This is a genomic window from Bacteroides sp. AM37-9, from assembly GCF_003603455.1.
GTDB classification, from domain to species: domain Bacteria; phylum Bacteroidota; class Bacteroidia; order Bacteroidales; family Bacteroidaceae; genus Bacteroides; species Bacteroides xylanisolvens.
The window spans coordinates 62,819-83,717 of sequence record NZ_QTNF01000014.1 but is presented as its reverse complement, the minus strand read 5'-3'; the positions used below and the strand labels follow the sequence as shown (position 1 = coordinate 83,717).

Sequence of the window (20,899 nt, the reverse complement as noted above, 5' to 3'; positions counted from 1 at the left end):
AATAAGGATGAAGAAAATACTTTTACTATTACTCATTTTTGTATCCGGTTGCACGGGTGTAGTTGCGCAACAGTTTGATTATGGCAAGATAGCGCCTCATCCCCGGTTGTTACTGCCGGAGGGAGGAGAAGAAGCCATCAGGAAAGCCATTGCGGAGTATCCCCCGTTGGCCACTGTTCACCAGCGGATCATGGAACTTTGCGACCGGACACTTACGGAACAGCCTGTGGAACGTATCAAAGAGGGTAAACGCCTGCTGGCGATTTCGCGCATCGCATTGAAGCGTATCTACTACCTGTCTTACGCTTACCGTATGACGGGAGATCAGAAATACGCTCTCCGTGCGGAACAGGAGATGCTGGCCGTTAGTCATTTCACCGACTGGAACCCTACTCATTTCCTGGATGTGGGTGAGATGGTAATGGCATTGGCTATCGGTTATGACTGGCTGTATGACTCTTTGCAGCCCGACACCCGCCGGGTGGTGCGCGAAGCAATCATCGCGAAAGGGTTCGACGCGGCAAAGAACACCCGTCATGCCTGGTTCTATACAGCCAAGAATAACTGGAATTCCGTATGTAATAGTGGATTGGCGTATGGCGCGCTGGCTCTTTTTGAAGAGATTCCGGAGGTATCGAAAGGCATCATAGAGAAATGCATGGAGACAAATCCGAAAGCGATGGTAGGTTATGGCCCCGACGGAGGTTATCCCGAAGGGTTCGGATATTGGGGGTACGGGACAAGTTTTCAGGTAATGCTCATTGCTGCGCTCGAAAGTGCTTTCGGCACAGACAATGGGCTCTCCCAAGCCCCCGGCTTCATGGAATCTGCCCGTTTCATGCAGTATATGACGGCTCCGAGCGGAGACTGTTTCTGTTTCTCGGACTCTCCGGTAGAGGCAGAGTGTAATATGATGATGTTCTGGTTTGCAGGCAAGGCGAAAGACCTTTCCCTGTTGTGGATTGAACGTCAGTATCTCGACCGCCCGGATATGCAGTTTGCCGAAGACCGTTTACTGCCCAGCCTGCTGGTGTTCTGTTCACAGCTCGACCTGAACCGGATCGGAAAGCCGAAGAAAAACTTCTGGTTTAACCGTGGAGATACGCCTGTGTTTATCTACCGTGGCGGATGGGACAGCAAGAAAGATACCTATCTGGGAGTGAAAGGAGGTTCGCCCTCTACCTCTCATGCACACATGGATGCCGGGTCGTTTATCTTCGAGAGAGACGGAGTGCGTTGGGCGATGGACTTGGGGATGCAGAGTTATATCACACTCGAAAGTAAGGGAGTGGACCTGTGGAATATGTCGCAGAACGGACAACGCTGGGAAGTATTCCGGCTAAGCAATATCGCTCACAATACGTTGACGATTAACGGAGAACGCCATTTGGTAGAGAGCAATGCCCCGATCACCCGTACTTTCGAGTCGAAGAAACAGAAAGGGGCGGAAGTAGACCTGTCGAGTGTGTTTGCCAACAGCGTGAAGAAAGCCGTCCGCACCGTGATATTGGATCAGAAAGACCATCTGGAAGTGACCGACCGCTTGGAGACGGGTGACAAGGAAGCTACCGTATCCTGGATTATGGTCACTCCGGCGGAAGCCAAAATAACGGGCAAGAACCGGATGGAATTGACCAAAGACGGCCAACGGATGCTGCTGACGGTAGATGCCGATACGGAAGTAGAAATGAAAACCTGGTCGAACGTGCCCCCGCATGAATATGATTTCCGCAATCCAGGAACCATTCGCGTGGGCTTTGAGACGGTGATTCCTGCCAATCGTGCCGCGCAACTGAAAGTACGACTTATTCCTTTGAAGTAGTAATACAAATAAATTCATTGAACCATGAAAACGATTCTTTTTAAAACAATCATCATAGCTTTCTTTGTGGGAACAGCCGTTAGTTGTTCTGATGAGGATGAGAACAGATTCCGTCCGGGATCTACCCATGAGAAACCGAATCCCACGGAGCCGGAGGGCGGACTGGATTATTCCAAACTGACCGCGGATAATCATCCCCGCCTGTTGATGAACGCCGAGGCTTTCACTGCATTGAAAGCCAAAGTGGATGCCAATTCGAGTGCCAATCTGACCTTGCTCCATAATACCATTATGGGAGTGTGCAACAGCAAAGGGATGAACGCCACGGCACTGACTTATAAATTGGATGCCAGCAACAAACGTATCCTCGATGTGTCTCGCGATGCGTTACTGCGTATTTTCACCTGCGCTTATGCCTACCGGATGACCGGCGATGCCAAATACCTGACTAAAGCGGAAACGGATATCAACGCTGTCTGCAACTTTCCCGACTGGAACTCGAAACGCCACTTTCTCGATGTAGGCGAAATGGCTACGGCTGTTGCGTTCGGCTACGACTGGCTCTACAACGAATTAAGCGTAGCCACCCGTACGAAAGCGGCCAACGCATTGTTGAAGTTTGCCTTCCAGCAGGCACAAGATAAGAACTGGAACCTCAACTTCTACGAAGCCACCAACAACTGGAATCAGGTTTGTAATGGCGGACTGGTTTGTGCGGCACTGGCTTCCTATGAAAACAATCCTTCCGAAGCAAAGGACATGATTGAAAAGGCGTTAGAATCCAACAAACCTGCATTGGAAGTGATGTATTCTCCCGACGGCAACTATCCGGAGGGCAGCGGTTACTGGTGTTACGGCACGCTCTATCAGGTATTGATGCTTGCCGCCCTCAACAGTACGCTTGGCACGGATAACGGGCTTTCCGATACACCGGGATTCTCCAAGACGGCAGAGTATATGCTGTATATGACAGGCCTGAACAGTAAGTTCTTTAATTATTCTGATTGTGCCCCCTCTTCTACCGCGGCATTGGCTTCGTGGTGGTTTGCCGATAAATACAGTAATCCGTCCTTATTATATAATGAGCTGAAAATGCTGAAGAACGGCGAATACGCTTCTTGTGCCGAAAACCGCCTGTTGCCGATGATTATGGCGTTTGCCAATAATCTGAATCTGGACGCAATCTCCGCTCCTTCCAATAAACTATGGAGTGGAAAAGGGGAAACGCCCGTGGTGATGGTACATACCGACTGGACATACACCGATACGGACAAATACCTCGGAATCAAAGGCGGCAAGGCAGGTTCGAGCCACGGACACATGGATGCCGGTTCATTTGTATACGATGCGTATGGAGTGCGTTGGTCGATGGATTTCGGTCTGCAAAGTTATACAACGCTCGAGTCGGTATTAGCCGGCTTAGGCGGTAATCTTTGGGATATGGGACAGAACTCGATGCGTTGGGATGTATTTCGTTTGAATAACTTGAATCATAGCACGATTTCAATCAATGACGCCCGTCACCGGGTAAATGGGGCGGCTACGCTGACTACTACTATCAATACCGCTACGGAATTGGGAGCCACTTTCGATCTGACAGAAGTAGTGTCCGATCAGGCTGCGTCCGCTACCCGTACCGTGAAAATCGTGAACGATAAAGATTTAGTGGTCATGGATGAGATCAAGGCAAGAACGGATAAATCCGCCAAAGTGCGTTGGTGCATGGTGACGCCTGCCGTTCCGACGGTGGAAAGTAACCGCATCGTACTAACGAACGGAAGCAAAGTGATGTATCTCACAGCCAGCGGAAGCGTGAAGCCTACCTACAAGCAATGGAGTACCACCAGTGAGAACTTTTATGACCAGGCTAATCCGGGCACCTATATGGTCGGCTTTGAAGCAACGGTCACCGCCAATCAGACCGCCACATTTACCACAACCCTGTCCCCTAAATAAAAAGAATCGAACGTATGAGAATCCTATTAATATCTATACTCGGACTTTTGACATTGGTCTCCTGCACGAAGCAGGAGCCGATGGAGGAGTTGATTGACCGTGTATTTACCGTTGCGGAGCAACAATACACGGCTATGGACACCCACCTGACAGAAAAGACACTTCCCCGCACGCTCTCTGCCGACGGTGAGTTTGTTCCCTCGAATATCTATTGGTGGTGCAGCGGCTTCTATCCCGGTTCCCTTTGGTATATCTACGAATATACCCGGAAGGACGCAGTGAAAACACTGGCCGAGAAGAACACGCTGAAACTCGACTCTATACAATACGTGACCAGAGATCATGATGTCGGTTTCCAGTTGAATTGCAGTTACGGCAATGCTTTCCGGCTGACAGGTAATGAGGCTTATAAACAAGTGCTCTATCAGGGCGCCAAATCCTTGTCAACCCGCTTCAATCCTGCTGCCGGTGTGATCCGTAGCTGGGACTTTGTACGCAAAGGTTGCGACTGGAAGTTTCCGGTGATTATTGACAATATGATGAACCTTGAATTGCTGTTGTCCATGTCGAAAGCCTACGCCGACGACTCTTTGCAGAACATTGCCTGTACGCATGCCAATACCACTATCCAGCATCACTTCCGGGATGATTATTCCACGTATCATCTGGTGGATTATGACCCTGAAACGGGTGCGGTGCGCGGCAAGCAAACAGTGCAGGGATTCTCGGACGATTCCTCCTGGAGCCGCGGACAGGCATGGGCCTTGTATAGCTATACGATGATGTTCCGCCTGACGGGGTATCAGAATTATCTGTTGCAAGCCGGGCATATCGCCGATATGCTGCTCCGCCGTCTACCTGCTGACGGTATTCCTTACTGGGATTTCGACGCTCCGGTAGAAGAACAGACCTATCGGGATGCTTCCGCTGCGGCTATCATGGCTTCCGCCTTTATCGAACTAAGCCGTTATATCCCCGGCACGGAAGCCAAGGAATCTTATCTTGCCATGGCAGAAAAGCAACTCCGTACGCTTGCCTCGAAAGAGTATCTGGCAGAACCGGGTACGAACGAATGTTTCATCCTGAAGCACAGCGTGGGTGCACTTCCTGATAAAAGCGAAGTAGATGTCCCCCTGACGTATGCCGATTATTACTTTTTAGAAGCATTGCTGCGGTATAAGAATCTACAAAAATAAAACTAATACAATATGATTATGAAGAACTTATATATAAATATGGCATTTATCTTCGTACTACTGCTGATAACTGCCTCCTGCTCGGACAAGGATGATTCGGCTCCGCGTGTCATTCCCACCATGAACCTGACAGTTTCGGAGATTGCGGACAATACGGCTCTGATTACTTCCGAGCAGCAAACAGGAACTACGTTCGGAGCGAAAGTCATTGAATTCTATCCGGTGGCCGACATCGGTTTTGACTATAACATTGAAGTGAAACTGGTGAAATTTGTAGAAGAGAACGGAGAACCCGTATCTCTGCCCTATACGCGTAAAATCACCGAAGGATTACGTCCGGGAGTGAATTACATCAGTGCGATCATCGCCTATAATGCCGAAGGGCGTGCCGTGTGTTCCGCTTTCCAGACCTGGAAAGCTTCAGGAACGGAAGGAGCATGGAGTGACGGCGGTTCTGCCGGTGATCTGGAAGAGAATGAATGGTAAAGAATGGTGTAACTCAAAAGAATGAATGGTATGAAAAATAGATTATTTGCAATAGGTGCAATGATTCTCATGATGACAAGTTGCACGCAGGACGAACTTATTTCGTCCGATAACGGCAAAGAACCGGCAACGGCAGGTTCATGTCTGACATTGGTTGGACTTTCGTCTCCGCAGACACGTGTTTCTATCGGTGACAAAACAGGGGATGTTTATCCGGTGATTTGGAGCGAAGGGGATGCCTTGGGTGTGTTCTCCCGTACGGCAGGGACCGACATCAATAATGTGCAGTCTTTATTGAGTGATGAGTCGATCGGACAAAACTCCGGTGTCTTTACTTCGGACGACGTGAAAATGGCGGAAGAAGGAGCTACGGAACTTCTTATTTACTATCCTTACCGGGCAAGTACGGAACTGGCCGAAAATGGCAACAAGATTACTTCTACCCTGTCTGTTGAGCAGGAACAAAGTCGTCCCGGCGATAGCCATCATATTGGAAAGTATGGTTTTGCGTTTGCCAAGGCTACGGTCAGCAGTCCGGATATGCTTGCTAAATTTACGTTGAACCATGCGATGGCTTATGTGAAGTTCAGCATCTCGTCCCAGGAGCTTTCTACGTACAAGCTCAAGAGTGTTTCTTTATATGACAAGGAGACAAAAACTCCTCTTTCCGGTGTATTCACAGCAGATTTGGATACGGACGAACTGACCTACGGTACGGATGTGAAACCGTATGCCACTGTTTCACTGACTACTCCCGAACTGCTCGCTTCCGCACAGGATATATACCTGACTACATATCCTGCCGATTTAAGTGGCAAAGAAGTGTACATTGTCATCACTCTGGAGAATGACCAGCAGACTGTTACCATTCCTATTCTCAAAGAAGGAAAGCAACTGAAAGCCAATGCTGTCAATACGATTGCTGTCAACAACCTGAAACTTTCGGATAACTCCTGCGAATGGTATGAGCCGGTAGAGACACGTTTATTGGCAGGAGGATGGGCTTATGGCGAGTCCAACTGTCTGTTGACGAATATTTCAACAGAAGGTGTGGATAATGTGATAAATGTGAAAGCCCGTGGTAATTTCATGGAAGTGGAAGAACCCAAGTATGCCAAGACTATACTTAATTGCGATTTGGGTAATGCGAATAAAATGGTTCGGGTAAATGGCTCTGCTACAGATATTACTCCTGTGAATGGTGATTATACGATTACGGTAACAGGGATTCAAACATACGCCGGACTACCTGGCGGTTGCGGCCAGGTGGCTATCTATGGAGCGGATCAGACTACCGTCATCTGGAGTTTTATTATCTGGATGACCCCTACTCCGGCAGAACACCCTTATGGTAATACGGGATATGTAGTGTTGGATCGTAATCTGGGTACTTATATGACGTGTGAAGGAGACAACTGGAAGCAAAACGGTGTTTACTTCCAATGGGGACGTCCTACGCCGGTCGGCTGGTCGGGAACCGTGGGTACTAATATACCTACCGAAGCCACCAACGTCCGCTTCTCTATAGAAAATCCCCGTGCGTTGCTTTATACCAATAATGTGGATAATACAAAATCCGACTGGTATCTGGGTGCATGGACCGGTGCACGTACCGATCGTAAAGATGACTTCTGGGGTAATCCGAACGAATCGAGCACTTATCTCAATCCTTCTGACGGTCATAAATCTATTTATGATCCTTGTCCGAAAGGCTACCGGGTTGTATCTCCCCGAGTATTGGATGAGATAGAGCAGAAAGGAGAATTTGTGAAACAGAGCGCAACTGCGGTATTTAAATATTGCTATGACGGTACGAATTACGCTTATTGGCCGTTGGCAGGTTGTAAGTGGGGTTCTAACGGCGGTAATAGTGGTAACAATACAGGATTGGATACCGCTAAGGGAGCCGCTTGTTATTGGTCTAACTCATCGGCAAGCAGTTATGGAAATGACAAGGATCAGGGAGCTACTTCTCTGTATTATAAAGTCTCCGATAAGACCTGGACACATTCCTCCGGTCGTTCCCATGCATTCTCCGTGCGTTGTATGAAAGATACCGAGAATCGTTGATTCTCTTCATGGATTCTCTTCATTGAGAATATGAAATAGAATTCCCCGTTATATGAAAGTTTCTGCCTGTCTCCGGATACAAGGTACTTTCATATAACGGGGAATCTGTTCTGTTTTTAAGAACTTCACAGAAAAAGGAAAGAAAGAAAAGGGCCAAATAGAAAATAAACTGCATGAACAATTGCAAGAATATGCATTATCTCTCTTTATCTTGTATTTATTTCCTTGAAATATGCACGATATGGTGTAACTAAACCATCCGTTTGCCGTAATCAAACCTTCCGTTTGGTTTAAACAAACCTTCCGTTTGCTATAATCAAACCATCGGTTTCTTTTAAAGGAAGCTGAATTGGGTTTTTGAAGAGGATATATTGAGCTACTTTGTCTTTTTCTACTGCCTATTTATAAATAGCAATCTGATATATCCTTTGTGATATGATAGCTATTTATGCTTTTGATTAACTGCTTTTATTGTAACTTGTTTGCTAATAATGCCTATTTTGTGTTATTTGCGAAATCTGTAACTCTAAATGGAGGGCGTTTTTCATGAAGTGCAAGGAAGGGCTCGAAATATAAAGAGCAGGATAGGTAAAATATACAATTCTTCATGTTGGCACTTCTTTCAGCAATCAATGTCTTTCCTTTATAAGCATGTATCTCTTTTAAATCACCATATATGGTGAAAAGCATGATAGTATGCTTTAATACTATGCTATTTATGTGCAAATTCACTGTATATGGTGAATTTACTTGTTTTTATACTAAAAAGATTCTATCTTTGTGAGAAAGTTTCTATATATGGTGAATTATGGATTTAATAGAGATAGGAAAACATATTCGCGAAAGGCGTAAGGAGTTGGGGTTGGATCAGTCTACGTTGGCCACTCTTGCAGGAATAGGGATTAACGCTTTGGTCCGCTTGGAACGTGGAAGTGGTAATCCCCGCTTCGATGTTCTTTTTAATGTCCTGAAAACTTTAGGACTTAGTATTCATATTCAATAATAGACACACATATGAGTCGATCTGCCAAAGTCTATATAAAAGGTATTTATGCCGGTCTGTTAACAGAAATAGATCGTGAACACTATTCATTCTGTTATGATACGGACTATTATAATAATCCACAACTCCCAGCTGTCTCACTGACCATGCCCAAGACACAGCAGGAATATACCTCTTCCTATCTTTTCCCTGTCTTTTTTAATATGACATCTGAAGGGGATAATCGGATTATTCAAGCTAGAAACCTGCATATTGATGAAGAGGATGATTTTGGTATTCTTCTGGCTACTGCCCATACAGATACAATCGGAGCAATAACAATTAAAAAAATGTGATAATGGAAACTGATATTCATATTTGTCCCTCACTTTTACGGGAGACTGGTGGAGAAAGCGGATATTCACCCAAAGCCTTGAAGCAGCTTTCTGATGGGAAAAATATATCTTGTGAATTACCTTACAGGCATTTTGACGATAATGTCGGTATTGATCTCTTCAATAACAATAGCAAACGCATATCCGTTTCTGGAGTCCAGATTAAGTATTCTTTAGTTGCCGATGACGGGATATTGCGATTGACCAAAGAGGGAGAACAGGGCGAATTCATATTAAAGCCTGTTCCCAATAATCTCCGTAACAAGGAGTTTTGTCCTGCCAACGAACATTTGACAATGCAGATAGCTGCGCAAGTATATGGGATTCCGACAGCTCCTAATGGATTATGCTTTTTTCAGGACGGAACCCCTGCTTATTTTGTACGACGTTTTGATTTGTCGGAGAAAGGAAAGTTACAAAAGGAGGATTTTGCTTCTTTAGCCGGGCTTACCAGGAAAAATGGAGGTTCCGATTATAAATATGACAATCTGGCCTATGAAGAGTTTGCAAGAATTATAGATAAATACAGCTCTGTCCCCCAAGTGGATAAATTGCGTTTTTTTGAACTTATCTTGTTCAACTTTGTCTATTCTAACGGCGATGCCCATTTAAAGAACTTTTCTTTATTGGAAGAGAAGAAAGGAAGATTCCGCCTATCTCCTGCTTACGATTTATTGAATACTCATCTCCATATAAACGATGGTATCTTTGCCATGAGCAAAGGTTTGTTTGTTAATCCTGAACCGGATTATTTCGGTGGTGCATCGGCGGTTACTGGGAAGACTTTTTATCACTTTGGCTTAAAAATAGGTCTACCCGAGCGTTTGGTAAACTCTTGTCTCGAAAAATATAGTAAGATATATGAATTGACTGATCAACTGATTGAACATTCTTTTCTCTCTAAAGAATTGAAAAAGCAATATAGACTTATGTATAAGTCAAGAGTCGGGAGCTATCTTAGTGTTATTGAGTAATAATGTGCACATTATTACTCTTTTTTTATATTAAGATGAACAAGATCCCCAAAAAGATTTGTCTAACATAAGAATCTGTTCTTTTTGTCATTCTTCTTTTCTGTTCCGATAATTGGCCGGTGATGTTCCCAAATGCGCTTTTACGTATTTCCCGAAAAAGGACTGATTGGGGAAGTTGAACTCTTCCGCAATTTCCTTGATAGACTTTTCCGAACGTTTTAACCGGTATTTGATATGCTCCACGGTAGTTTCGTTAATCAAATCCAACGGAGTCCTGCCACATGCCTGCTTGATGACTTTCGAGAAATGCTTCGGAGTATAACAAAGCTCGTTGGCAAAATAACTCACCGAACGGTGCATACCCTTGTCCTTCGATAACAGTTCCATGAACTTCCGCAAAATATAATTCACCTGTTTGATGCCTTCTTTCGAACCTTCCGTATTGCCGGCGGCTTCCATTTCCTTATGAAGCTGCCCCATCATTTCGCAAAAGATAGCGGAAAAGAGATGTTGTATCACTTCTTTGTGGTAGCAATGAGGTTCATCGTTTATCTTGGCTATAATTAAATCCCGGTAGAATCCGAAGACTGTTTGATCCTCCCCGTTGTCAACCGACTTCACCGGATTGTTGTGGATATGAATGGCAGTATTCCACGTTTCCTTTTCCATTTTAATAATACGTTGCAGGAAACGGGTAGAGAATCCGGCAAGCCTGACTTTATATTTAGGACTAAGCATCGTATGGCTGATAATCGTGTTGGGCAGACCGAGCAGCAACTCGCCTGCCTGCAACTTGTAGGTCCGGTAGTTGACATCCAGCTGGATGCACCCTTCTATACAAACCGCGATGAGAAAACAATTCAGTTTGATTGTATCATTACTATAAGGAGTCCCCTCCAGACTGTTGACTATCGCAAAGTCATCATCAATATAATCAAGGACGTGCTGACTGTCCTTAAAATCTTCTATATCCACCGTTATAATGTTCTCTTTTTCCATGTTCTTTCCTTTTTTACTTTTTGCAAAGTTGGTGAATAATCGGGAAAACAGAATGTCCCATACTTCTTCAGATTTGTTTGATATGTCGTTTATTGCCAAATAGTTAGCTATAATAAACGTAAATGGCGAAAATAGGACATTTATGGAGGGAAATTGGTCACTCTTGCCTTGTTCTTTTCTCCTACTTTTGTCCAGGATTTAACAAAAGATCAAAAGAGAAAGTATGATTACAGTAAGCAAAAAATGGATACGGCTGATAGGGATTGTCGGTTGTACAGTGTGGATGGCATCTTGCAAGCAAGCATCGGATGCGGGAGTGAAATCTTCTTCTTATGCAGTAATGCAGATAGAAGCGGCGGATAAGGAATTTTCTTCTTCCTATTCGGCGAGCATACGTGGGCGGCAGGATATTGATATCTATCCGCAGGTGTCGGGAACGATTGAGAAACTCTGTGTGACCGAAGGACAGAAAGTACGCCGCGGGCAATCGCTTTTCATTATCGACCAGGTGCCTTACAAGGCCGCGCTCAAAACCGCTATTGCCAATGTGGAAGCAGCACGTGCCGCGCTGGGTACTGCCGAACTGACCTACAAGAGCAACAAAGAACTGTATGCGCAGAAAGTAGTTTCGGAATTCAGCCTGAAAACGGCCGAGAATTCTTACCTCACCGCCAAAGCTCAACTGTCGCAGGCTGAAGCACAAGAGATCAGTGCCCGTAACAATCTCTCTTATACCGAAGTGAAAAGTCCTAGTGACGGAGTTGTAGGTGCATTGCCTTATCGTGCAGGCGCATTGGTAAGTGCCAATATGCCCTATCCGCTTACTACGGTCAGCGACAACTCGGATATGTATGTCTATTTCTCCATGACCGAGAATCAGTTGCTTGCCCTCACCCGCCAGTATGGCGACATGGACGAAGCGTTGAAGAACATGCCGGAAGTGGAATTACGCCTGAATGATAATTCGGTTTATAATAAGAAAGGTGTCATCGAATCCATCAGCGGCGTCATCGACCGGCAAACGGGTACTGTGGTGGCGCGCGTGGTGTTTCCCAACGAATCGCGGTTGCTTCATAGCGGAGCATCGGGCACGGTGGTAGTGCCGAGCATTTATAAAGACTGTATCGCTATTCCGCAGACGGCCACCGTGCGGATGCAGGATAAGACGATTGTATATAAGGTAGTGGACGGGAAGGCTGTATCTACCCTGATAACAGTGGCCGCAAACAATGACGGACGCGAATATGTGGTGCTGGACGGACTGAAAGCAGGTGATGAAATTGTATCGGAAGGCGCCGGACTGGTACGCGAAGGCATGCAAGTTAAATAAGAAGGAGACTGATTATGAAAGGAAATATATTTATAAAACGGCCGGTGATGGCTATCTCCATCTCCGTACTGATTCTGGCCATAGGGCTTATTTCGCTCTTCACGCTGCCGGTGGAGCAATATCCTGACATTGCACCTCCAACGGTATACGTAACTGCCAGTTATACGGGTGCCGATGCCGAGGCAGTGATGAACAGTGTCATCATGCCACTGGAGGAGAGTATCAACGGTGTGGAAGACATGATGTACATCAGTTCCAGTGCTTCCAATGCAGGTTTGGCTATTATACAGGTTTATTTCAAGCAGGGCACGGACCCCGATATGGCGGCAGTCAACGTGCAGAACCGTGTGGCGAAAGCGCAGGGATTGCTTCCGGCTGAAGTAACGAAAGTCGGCGTCAGCACGATGAAGCGGCAGACCAGCTTCTTGCAGATTGGTGCTTTGGTCTGCACGGACGGTCGATACGACCAGACGTTCCTTGCCAATTACCTGGACATCAATGTCATTCCCCAGATTAAACGTATCGAGGGAGTGGGAGACGTGATGGAACTGGGCGATACATACAGTATGCGTATCTGGCTGAAACCGGAACGGATGGCACAATACGGACTGGTTCCGTCGGACATTACCGCTGTGTTGGGTGAGCAGAATATCGAAGCTCCTACCGGTTCACTGGGCGAAAGCTCGAAGAATGTTTTCCAGTTTACGATGAAATATCGCGGACGCCTCAAAAGCGTGGAAGAATTCCGGAACACGGTTGTCCGTTCGCGGGAAGACGGTTCGATACTTCGCCTGCAAGATGTGGCAGAGGTGGAACTGGGTACGATGACGTATAGTTTCCGCAGTGAGATGGACAGTCAGCCTGCCGTTCTTTATATGATATTCCAGACAGCCGGTTCCAATGCTACCGCTGTTAACAAAGAAATCACTACGCAGATAGAGCGGATGGAGAAGAATCTGCCGGAAGGAACGGAGTTCGTCACGATGATGAGTTCCAATGACTTCCTTTTCGCTTCCATACACAATGTGGTGGAGACGCTGATTATTGCCATCATTCTGGTCATCCTCGTGGTCTATTTCTTCTTGCAGGATTTGAAGAGTACGCTGATTCCCTCTATCTCTATCATTGTGTCGTTGGTGGGTACGTTTGCCTGTCTGGTGGCTGCGGGTTTCAGTCTGAACATCCTGACACTGTTTGCGCTGGTGCTTGCCATCGGTACGGTGGTGGATGATGCCATTGTGGTGGTGGAGGCCGTGCAATCCAAGTTCGATGCCGGATATAAGTCTGCCTATCTTGCCACGAAAGACGCAATGGGCGACGTGACGATGGCTATTGTCTCCTGTACCTGTGTATTTATGGCTGTGTTTATTCCTGTAACCTTCATGGGAGGTACTTCGGGCGTGTTCTATACACAATTCGGTATCACGATGGCAACTGCCGTAGGTATTTCGATGATTTCGGCTTTGACGCTCTGTCCCGCTTTGTGCGCCATCATGATGCGTCCGTCGGACGGAACCAAGAGTGCCAAGAGTATCAACGGACGGGTACGTGCAGCTTACAATGCTTCGTTCAATGCCGTATTGGGTAAATATAAAAGAGGTGTGATGTTCTTCATCCGCCATCGCTGGATGGTGTGGACTTCACTGGCTGTTGCCGTTGCCTTGCTGGTTTACCTGATGAGTACCACTAAAACGGGACTTGTGCCGCAGGAAGACCAAGGTGTCATTATGGTGAATGTCAGCATTTCACCGGGAAGTACGCTCGAAGAAACCACGAAAGTGATGGACCGCTTGGAAAATATCCTGAAAGATACACCCGAAATAGAACACTACGCCCGCGTAGCAGGATACGGACTGATATCCGGTCAGGGAACTTCGTACGGTACGATTATTATCCGTCTGAAAGACTGGAGCGAACGAAAGGGCAAGGAGCATAGCTCGGATGCTGTGGTGTCTCGCCTCAACGGACAATTCCAGGCGATAAAGGAAGCACAGGTATTCAGCTTCCAGCCTGCCATGATTCCGGGTTACGGTATGGGTAACTCCCTCGAACTGAACCTTCAGGACATGACGGGTGGAGAATTGGCTACGTTCTATGAAGCGGCTATACAGTTCCTCGGTGCTCTGAACGAGCGTCCGGAGGTAGCGATGGCTTATACATCGTATGCTATCAACTTCCCGCAGATATCGGTGGAAGTGGACGCTGCCAAATGTAAGCGTGCAGGAATTTCGCCGAGTGCGGTGCTCGATGCGGTGGGCAGTTATTGCGGTGGCGCGTATATTTCCAACTATAACCAGTATGGTAAAGTATATCGTGTGATGATGCAGGCTTCGCCTGAATACCGCCTCGACGAGCAGGCACTGAATAATATGTTTGTACGCAATGGTACGCAGATGGCTCCGGTGAGCCAGTTCGTGACGCTGAAGCAAGTGCTGGGACCGGAAACGGCTAACCGTTTCAACCTTTACAGCACCATCACCGCCAATGTGAATCCTGCCGACGGTTACTCCTCCGGCGAGGTGCAGAAAGTGATTGAAGAAGTGGCTGCGCAATCTTTGCCGGCAGGCTACGGATATGAATATGGTGGTATGGCACGCGAAGAAGCAAGTAGCGGTGGTGCGCAGACGGTTTTCATTTACGCCATCTGTATCTTCCTTATCTATCTGATTCTGGCCTGTCTTTACGAAAGTTTCCTCATACCGTTTGCCGTTATCTTCTCCGTGCCGTTCGGGCTGATGGGGTCGTTCCTTTTCGCCAAAATACTCGGGTTGGAGAATAATATCTATCTGCAGACAGGTGTGATTATGTTGATCGGTTTGCTGGCTAAGACAGCCATTCTGATTACGGAGTACGCCATAGAACGTCGCCGCAAGGGAATGGGTATTGTGGAGTCTGCCTACTCTGCCGCACAAGTCCGCTTGCGTCCTATCCTGATGACGGTGTTGACGATGATCTTCGGTATGCTTCCGCTGATGTTCTCTTCCGGTGCGGGTGCCAATGGCAATAGTTCGCTGGGTACGGGTGTTGTGGGCGGTATGGCTGTCGGGACACTGGCATTGCTCTTTGTCGTTCCGGTTTTCTACATCATCTTTGAGTTTTTGCAAGAGAAAATCCGTAAACCGATGGAAGAGGAACCAGATGTGCAGGTGCTTTTAGAGAAAGGAAAGAGTGAAGTTGAACGCGAACGTAAATAAATGAAAGAAAGAATGAAGAAGAATATCATCACATTAGTTGCCATCAGTCTGTCGTTGAGCGGTTGTGGCATCTATACCAAATACGAACCCGCCACTGTCGTTCCCGACGATCTTTACGGCGGGGAAGTGGTGACCGAAGACACTGCCGGTCTGGGTAATATGGACTGGCGGGAACTCTTCACCGACCCTTATTTGCAGTCTCTCATTGAAGTGGGATTGCAGACCAATACCGACTATCAGTCTGCCCAGCTCCGTGTGGAAGAAGCACAGGCCGTACTGATGTCCGCCAAACTTGCTTTTCTGCCCGCTTTTGCTCTTGCTCCGCAGGGAACAGTGAGCAGTTTCGATACGCAGAAGGCTACGCAGACTTATTCGTTGCCCGTTACTGCCAGTTGGGAGTTGGACGTTTTCGGGCGTATGCGCAACTCCAAGAAACAGGCGAAAGCGCTTTATGCTCAAAGCGAAGATTACCGTCAGGCAGTCCGTACACAGTTGATAGCAGGTATCGCCAATACCTATTATACCCTGTTGATGCTGGACGAACAACTCGACATCTCCCGTCAAACGGAAGAGGCATGGAAAGAAACCGTTGCGTCCACCCGTGCATTAATGAATGCCGGACTGGCAAACGAATCGGCTGTGTCGCAGATGGAGGCGGCCTATTATCAGGTGCAGGGTTCGATCCTCGATTTGCAGCAGCAGATCAATCAGGTGGAGAACAGTCTTGCCTTATTATTGGCGGAGACGCCACGCAACTATGAGCGTGGTATATTGGCAAAGCAACAGTTTCCTGCCGACTTCTCGATAGGGATTCCTGTCCAAATGCTTTCTTCCCGTCCGGATGTCCGTTCGGCAGAGCGGACGTTGGAAGCGGCGTTCTATGGCACCAATGCGGCACGTTCGGCTTTCTATCCTTCCATCACTTTGAGCGGGAGTGCCGGATGGACAAACTCCGCCGGGGCGATGATTATCAATCCGGGCAAGTTTCTCGCGTCAGCGGTAGGTTCGCTTACGCAGCCGCTCTTTAACAGAGGACAGGTGGTGGCACAATACCGCATTGCCCGTGCGCAACAGGAAGAAGCGGCTCTCGGTTTTCAGCAAACGTTGCTCAATGCCGGTAGTGAGGTGAATGATGCGTTGATTGCCTATCAAACCAGTCAGGGAAAAAGAATCTTGTTGGATAAACAGATCACTTCCCTGCAAACGGCTCTGCGGAGCACTACTCTGTTGATGGAGCATGGTAATACAACCTATCTGGAAGTGCTTACCTCCCGGCAGTCGTTGCTTAGTGCGCAACTCTCGCAGACGGCAAATCATTTTACTGAAATACAAAGTTTAATTAACCTATACCGTGCTTTAGGAGGAGGTCAGGAATAAACTGTATCATACTCTCTGTTTTCTAATTTAATGAAAGAAGGGCTGCCGGAGAAGTGATTCTGTGGCAGCCCGTTTGTTAATCGGTCAATATGCGGCGAATTGGCTTGCAGCCGGAAACTTCAGCCAGCATAAAGAATAATGATGGTATTATTTATCAGCCAGACCTTTCTTTTTTCTTTCTTTATATTGACTGGGTGTTTCCCCGGTATATTGCTTGAAAGCCGTACTGAAATAACTCGGAGTGGTAAACCCTGTTTTCTCTGCAATTTCAGAGAAGGGCATATCCGTGCCGGATATCAATGTAATAGCTTTTTCTATACGGAGCTTACTGATATACTCGTTCGCTCCCATGCCTGTAAGTGCTTTCAGTTTGTTATAAAGCGAAGAACGGCCCAATCCTACTTCCTGGCAGATAAACTGGATGCCCAGGTTGGAATTTTCTATATTTTCCTGGATGATACTATTCAGTTTAATCAGGAATGTTTCGTCTGTCAGGCTGATGGTGCTTTCTTCCGGAGTGGGGATTAATCCTGCGTTCAAATACCTTTTCTTGGTATATTCCCGGTTTTTCAACCGGTTGCGGATAAGTTCCATTAGCATTTCCACTTCGAAAGGTTTGCTTAAATATCCGTCCGCTCCATTCTTGTAACCGCTTATTTGGCTTTGCCTGTCATCTCTGGCAGTTAGCAGAATGACTGGGATGTGACTGATAGTGATATCCTCTTTAATCGTTTTACAAAGTTTATACCCGTTCATCCGGGGCATCATCACGTCACTGACTATAATATCAGGGACATGGCTTCTGACCAGTTGAAGGGCCTCCACCCCGTCTCCGGCGATAATTATCCGTTTGAAGTATCCTTCGAACGTTCTTTTCAGAAAGTCTGTCATATCCGGATTGTCATCCACTACGAGAATAGTGTATGGAGTGGTGTCGAATACCTCTTTCGCGGACGGCTGCCCGCTGTTATCATCCATCATCAACTCGTTCAGATAAGCTTTTGGCTCGCAGATGATTTCTTCCGGTTCCTGCCTCAACGGCAACTCAAAGAAAAAGCTGGCTCCGGTTTCTTCATTATCCTGTGCGCCGATAGAGCCGCCGTGCAGTTCCACCAGAATCTTGGAGTAAGACAAGCCGATTCCTGTTCCGCTCTGTTCTCCCGTTCCCTGGTAGAAGCGGGTAAAGAGCTTGTGCGTATCCACTTGTTTCAGTCCGCATCCCTGGTCGATGATGGAGATACGCACCCGGTTTTCTTCGGGCAGCAGTTCCGAAGCAATCGTTATTTCCGTGTCCTGCGGACTGTGTTTCAAGGCATTGATAAGCAGGTTACTTAGGATAATCTCGCATTTGTCCTTATCGAAACTGACTTTCTCTATCCGTGGGTCGAGCTGATAGCGGATATGCACATTCTTTGCTTCCCCCTCACTGATAAAATCCTGCGAAACGTGTTCAATCCATTGATTGAGCGGATGAGGCTGAATTTGCAGTTTACTCTCCCCTACTTCCATTTTCCGCACGTCGAGCACCATATTAATCAAGTTCTTCATTCGTTGTGCCTGCCGGTAGATGGCTTTTAACGGCAGATATTGGCTGTCTCCGGAAGAGAGCGACTTCAAAATCTGATTGAGTGGCGCATGAATAAGCGTCAGCGGAGTCCGTAGTTCGTGGCTGATATTGATAAGAAAACGTACCTTTTCCTCGTACATCTGTTTCTCATGCTCTTTCATCGCCCATTTCAGTTTTTCCTGATTACGTTTCAATGTTCTGCGGAAAGTTTCGATGATTATGGTGGCAATGAGAATGGTGCAACCGAGAATGAACCACCACGTGCGATACCATGGCGGGAGTACGGTTAGTTCTAGTATTTTCTGGTTGGGAATCCAGCTGCCGTCTTTCGCTGTGCATGAAGCCATAATTTTGTAATTGCCCGGTGGTAACGACCGGATTACCAATTCCGGCTGGTACGATTCGATATACTGGTCGTTCAGCCCCTCTATCCGATAGCGGTAGACTTTCTTACGGAAGATATCCTCTTCTTTCGACATGATTCGGATGGTGATATTGCTGTCCCATGGGACAGAGATTGCTGCCGGATGACTATATAGCTTGTTCTGTGCAGGCTCACCATTGATGATAATATCCAACAGTTGCAGTTCCGGCATTTCCGATGTATTCAGCAGCAGCTGGCCGTCAATGCGCAGCATACCCTTTACACCGCCGATATAGACATCCCCCTCATTGTTTACCAACCGGGCGTTGGGCAGATATTCGTTTTGGATAGCTCCGTTCGACTCTCCGAAGAGAACGAACTTCTGTTCCTGTATAAGCCAGGCGAAAAGCAGATTATCCGCACCTATCCATACTTTGCCCCTCTGGTCGCATTGCACCATGTTGACTTCGGTAAACAGGTTGGTAGGGATGTGCGTCTGCTTTTGGGAAACGGGGTTGTAGTGGATAAGGCCAAAATTGCTTCCTATCCAGAAATCACCGTGCTCGTCGTGTGACGCCGAACTGATTACGGTATCCTGATAACATTCGAAGGTTGTTTTCAGCAAGGAATCCCCGTCATGCAGTTCGTAGATATGTTTGAAGTCGTTGATATAAGTCCGATTGTTCTCGTGCTTGAAGGGGACGAGCGTGCCGACAATACTTTTCCCTTCTTCTCCGGTGACTTTGTCGAATTTCTTTTCTTTCAGGTGATACTGGTAGACATGGTCGCCCAGTAATAACACGGTGTTGGGGGTGTTCTGATATAAGTTGACCGATTTACCCCGGTTGCAAAGTTGTGTCGTAGTTTCTTTGTCGACAATGGTAAAAGGCTGTTTCTCCCCGGTTGCGGGGTTGAATATGAATACTCCTTTGGAGAAAAGGGAAATCAGTAGTTTTCCGGGAGTGAATCCGCTGATAAACGCTATTTTATCGTTCCAGGTAGAAAGATAATGGGTGAATTTCTCGGTACGCGGGTTAAAGAGGTTGATACCGCCGCCGTCCGTACCAATCCAGATACTGTCGGTCGATTGGCGGTAAAGGCTTCGCACGGTGCTGTTGCTTAGTCCGCGGTCGTTGCCGGGGACTACGTCGGTGTAGGTTTTCATGAACACTTCCCGGATGCTGATCAATCCGTTGCAGGTGCTTCCTGCCCATATATTGTTATTGTGGTCGTTGTGCAGGCAGAGAATGGAGTTGGCGGGGAGAGAGTAGTTTTCACGTCCCGGGATATATTCCAGTTGGGAGATTTCCCCGGTTTCGGGGGTGAGGATATTGATTCCGCCGCCATCCGTTCCTATCCACAGTTGCCCTTCCCTTTCAGCGAGGCTTAGGACGATGTCGTTGCTGAGGGCGGAGTTGCGGGTGGAGTACGAAGCCAGTAGTTTGCCGTCGTATGAATAGCAACGAAGTCCGCCGCTGTAAGGGGCAATCCATATTCTTTTCCGGCTGTCGGTCATCATGGTGGTAATTTCCGGCCCGCAGTCGAAAGGGGGGCGTCTGTGCTCTCCGGTATGCAGGTCTACGAGGTATATGCCTGTCCAACGGCTGCAACAAAGCAACGTCTTTGAATCCCACATACTGAGAGCGTTGATTTTAAAAGAGTTGGCGTTGAAATATTGCAGAAGCCGGAGAGAAGAATCGTTATAACTATATTTGTAAATCCTGTCCTTGCCGCCAAAGAGGATTCCGTCCGGGACAAGGCAGAAGGAATAGGCGGTGATATTCTTCCCGTCCTCGTCCGTGGGGAACGTGAAGTCGTTGCTCTGCTGTTGGTAACGGGCAATACCTTTTTCAGTCAGTACCCAGATGTTGTGTTGCTTGTCTTCGGCAATCTGATAAATCAGGTTGTGGAGAAGCGAGTTCGGGTCGTTTGCCTGGTGTTTGTATCTTTTCAGTTCGTGCCCGTCGAACTTTCCCAGTCCCGATTTGGTACCTATCCATACGAAACCCTGCTCATCCCGGAGAATACAGCGCACGTTGGAAGGCAGCCCTTCTTTCAGAGAGATTTGTTTAAAGTAATAGTGTTCTGCCCGGAGAGGGAGAACACCGACTAACTGTATGATAAAGAAAAGGCTTGACAGAACAGCGTATTTGGTTTTCATGTAAAGCAGGTTTGTTTATGAGGACA

13 protein-coding genes are annotated in these 20,899 nt (G+C 47.1%); 11 read left to right on the top strand and 2 right to left on the bottom strand.

What is annotated here, in order from left to right; all coding sequences use genetic code 11:
* The first annotated feature begins 7 nt into the window (after positions 1–7).
* The 8 genes from DW862_RS11855 to DW862_RS11815 all read left to right on the top strand — a co-directional run bounded on the left by DW862_RS11855 (position 8) and on the right by DW862_RS11815 (position 9,881).
* Positions 8–1,822, top strand: coding sequence for a heparinase II/III family protein (locus DW862_RS11855; protein WP_004302832.1), 1,815 nt, complete (start codon positions 8–10; stop codon positions 1,820–1,822).
* 24 nt (positions 1,823–1,846) lie between these two features.
* Positions 1,847–3,778 (top strand): heparinase II/III family protein, encoded by a 1,932-nt coding sequence (locus DW862_RS11850; protein ID WP_004302833.1) that lies wholly within the window; start codon positions 1,847–1,849, stop codon positions 3,776–3,778.
* Positions 3,779–3,792: 14 nt separating this feature from the next.
* Positions 3,793–4,974, top strand: a complete 1,182-nt coding sequence (locus DW862_RS11845; protein ID WP_087318017.1) for a glycoside hydrolase family 88 protein — start codon at positions 3,793–3,795, stop codon at positions 4,972–4,974.
* Between the two features lie 12 nt (positions 4,975–4,986).
* Complete coding sequence (locus DW862_RS11840) at positions 4,987–5,460, top strand: hypothetical protein (protein WP_061447914.1); 474 nt, start codon at positions 4,987–4,989, stop codon at positions 5,458–5,460.
* A 30-nt stretch (positions 5,461–5,490) separates the two neighbouring features.
* The gene (locus tag DW862_RS11835) at positions 5,491–7,530 is read left to right on the top strand and encodes a fimbrillin family protein (RefSeq protein WP_117683663.1); all 2,040 of its coding nucleotides are present in this window, start codon (positions 5,491–5,493) and stop codon (positions 7,528–7,530) included.
* Between the two features lie 808 nt (positions 7,531–8,338).
* A complete protein-coding gene (locus DW862_RS11825; RefSeq protein ID WP_004316118.1) occupies positions 8,339–8,533 on the top strand; it encodes a helix-turn-helix domain-containing protein in 195 nt (64 codons plus the stop codon).
* A gap of 11 nt (positions 8,534–8,544) precedes the next feature.
* Positions 8,545–8,868 carry a HipA N-terminal domain-containing protein gene (locus DW862_RS11820; protein WP_004308471.1) on the top strand — a complete coding sequence of 108 codons (324 nt, stop codon included), beginning with the start codon at positions 8,545–8,547 and terminating at the stop codon, positions 8,866–8,868.
* A 2-nt stretch (positions 8,869–8,870) separates the two neighbouring features.
* Entirely contained in the window at positions 8,871–9,881 is a 1,011-nt protein-coding gene (locus tag DW862_RS11815) for a type II toxin-antitoxin system HipA family toxin (protein WP_049701447.1), read from the top strand.
* Between the two features lie 87 nt (positions 9,882–9,968).
* Here the strand turns inward: DW862_RS11815 and DW862_RS11810 are convergent, their stop codons facing one another.
* Positions 9,969–10,880, bottom strand: a complete 912-nt coding sequence (locus tag DW862_RS11810) for an AraC family transcriptional regulator (RefSeq protein WP_087318038.1) — start codon at positions 10,878–10,880, stop codon at positions 9,969–9,971.
* A 223-nt stretch (positions 10,881–11,103) separates the two neighbouring features.
* On the opposite strand from DW862_RS11810, the gene DW862_RS11805 reads away from it, so the two are divergent.
* From DW862_RS11805 to DW862_RS11795, 3 genes are read left to right on the top strand one after another with little or no spacing between them, the layout of a single operon-like run.
* On the top strand, positions 11,104–12,210 hold the full coding sequence (locus tag DW862_RS11805; RefSeq protein ID WP_117683613.1) for an efflux RND transporter periplasmic adaptor subunit: 1,107 nt from the start codon (positions 11,104–11,106) through the stop codon (positions 12,208–12,210).
* 14 nt (positions 12,211–12,224) lie between these two features.
* Entirely contained in the window at positions 12,225–15,404 is a 3,180-nt protein-coding gene (locus tag DW862_RS11800; RefSeq protein ID WP_117683614.1) for an efflux RND transporter permease subunit, read from the top strand.
* Positions 15,405–15,416: 12 nt separating this feature from the next.
* Complete coding sequence (locus tag DW862_RS11795) at positions 15,417–16,781, top strand: efflux transporter outer membrane subunit (RefSeq protein ID WP_120068385.1); 1,365 nt, start codon at positions 15,417–15,419, stop codon at positions 16,779–16,781.
* A gap of 147 nt (positions 16,782–16,928) precedes the next feature.
* Here the strand turns inward: DW862_RS11795 and DW862_RS11790 are convergent, their stop codons facing one another.
* Positions 16,929–20,873, bottom strand: a complete 3,945-nt coding sequence (locus DW862_RS11790; RefSeq protein WP_120068357.1) for a hybrid sensor histidine kinase/response regulator transcription factor — start codon at positions 20,871–20,873, stop codon at positions 16,929–16,931.
* Between the last annotated feature and the right edge of the window lie 26 nt (positions 20,874–20,899).

Coding starts and splice junctions, on each gene's coding strand:
- DW862_RS11835 (WP_117683663.1), top strand. CDS start 5,491: ATGAAAAATAGATTATTTGCAATAGGTGCAATGATTCTCATGATGACA.
- DW862_RS11815 (WP_049701447.1), top strand. CDS start 8,871: ATGGAAACTGATATTCATATTTGTCCCTCACTTTTACGGGAGACTGGT.
- DW862_RS11790 (WP_120068357.1), bottom strand. CDS start 20,873: ATGAAAACCAAATACGCTGTTCTGTCAAGCCTTTTCTTTATCATACAG.
- DW862_RS11800 (WP_117683614.1), top strand. CDS start 12,225: ATGAAAGGAAATATATTTATAAAACGGCCGGTGATGGCTATCTCCATC.
- DW862_RS11805 (WP_117683613.1), top strand. CDS start 11,104: ATGATTACAGTAAGCAAAAAATGGATACGGCTGATAGGGATTGTCGGT.
- DW862_RS11820 (WP_004308471.1), top strand. CDS start 8,545: ATGAGTCGATCTGCCAAAGTCTATATAAAAGGTATTTATGCCGGTCTG.
- DW862_RS11795 (WP_120068385.1), top strand. CDS start 15,417: ATGAAGAAGAATATCATCACATTAGTTGCCATCAGTCTGTCGTTGAGC.
- DW862_RS11840 (WP_061447914.1), top strand. CDS start 4,987: ATGATTATGAAGAACTTATATATAAATATGGCATTTATCTTCGTACTA.
- DW862_RS11855 (WP_004302832.1), top strand. CDS start 8: ATGAAGAAAATACTTTTACTATTACTCATTTTTGTATCCGGTTGCACG.
- DW862_RS11810 (WP_087318038.1), bottom strand. CDS start 10,880: ATGGAAAAAGAGAACATTATAACGGTGGATATAGAAGATTTTAAGGAC.
- DW862_RS11850 (WP_004302833.1), top strand. CDS start 1,847: ATGAAAACGATTCTTTTTAAAACAATCATCATAGCTTTCTTTGTGGGA.
- DW862_RS11845 (WP_087318017.1), top strand. CDS start 3,793: ATGAGAATCCTATTAATATCTATACTCGGACTTTTGACATTGGTCTCC.
- DW862_RS11825 (WP_004316118.1), top strand. CDS start 8,339: ATGGATTTAATAGAGATAGGAAAACATATTCGCGAAAGGCGTAAGGAG.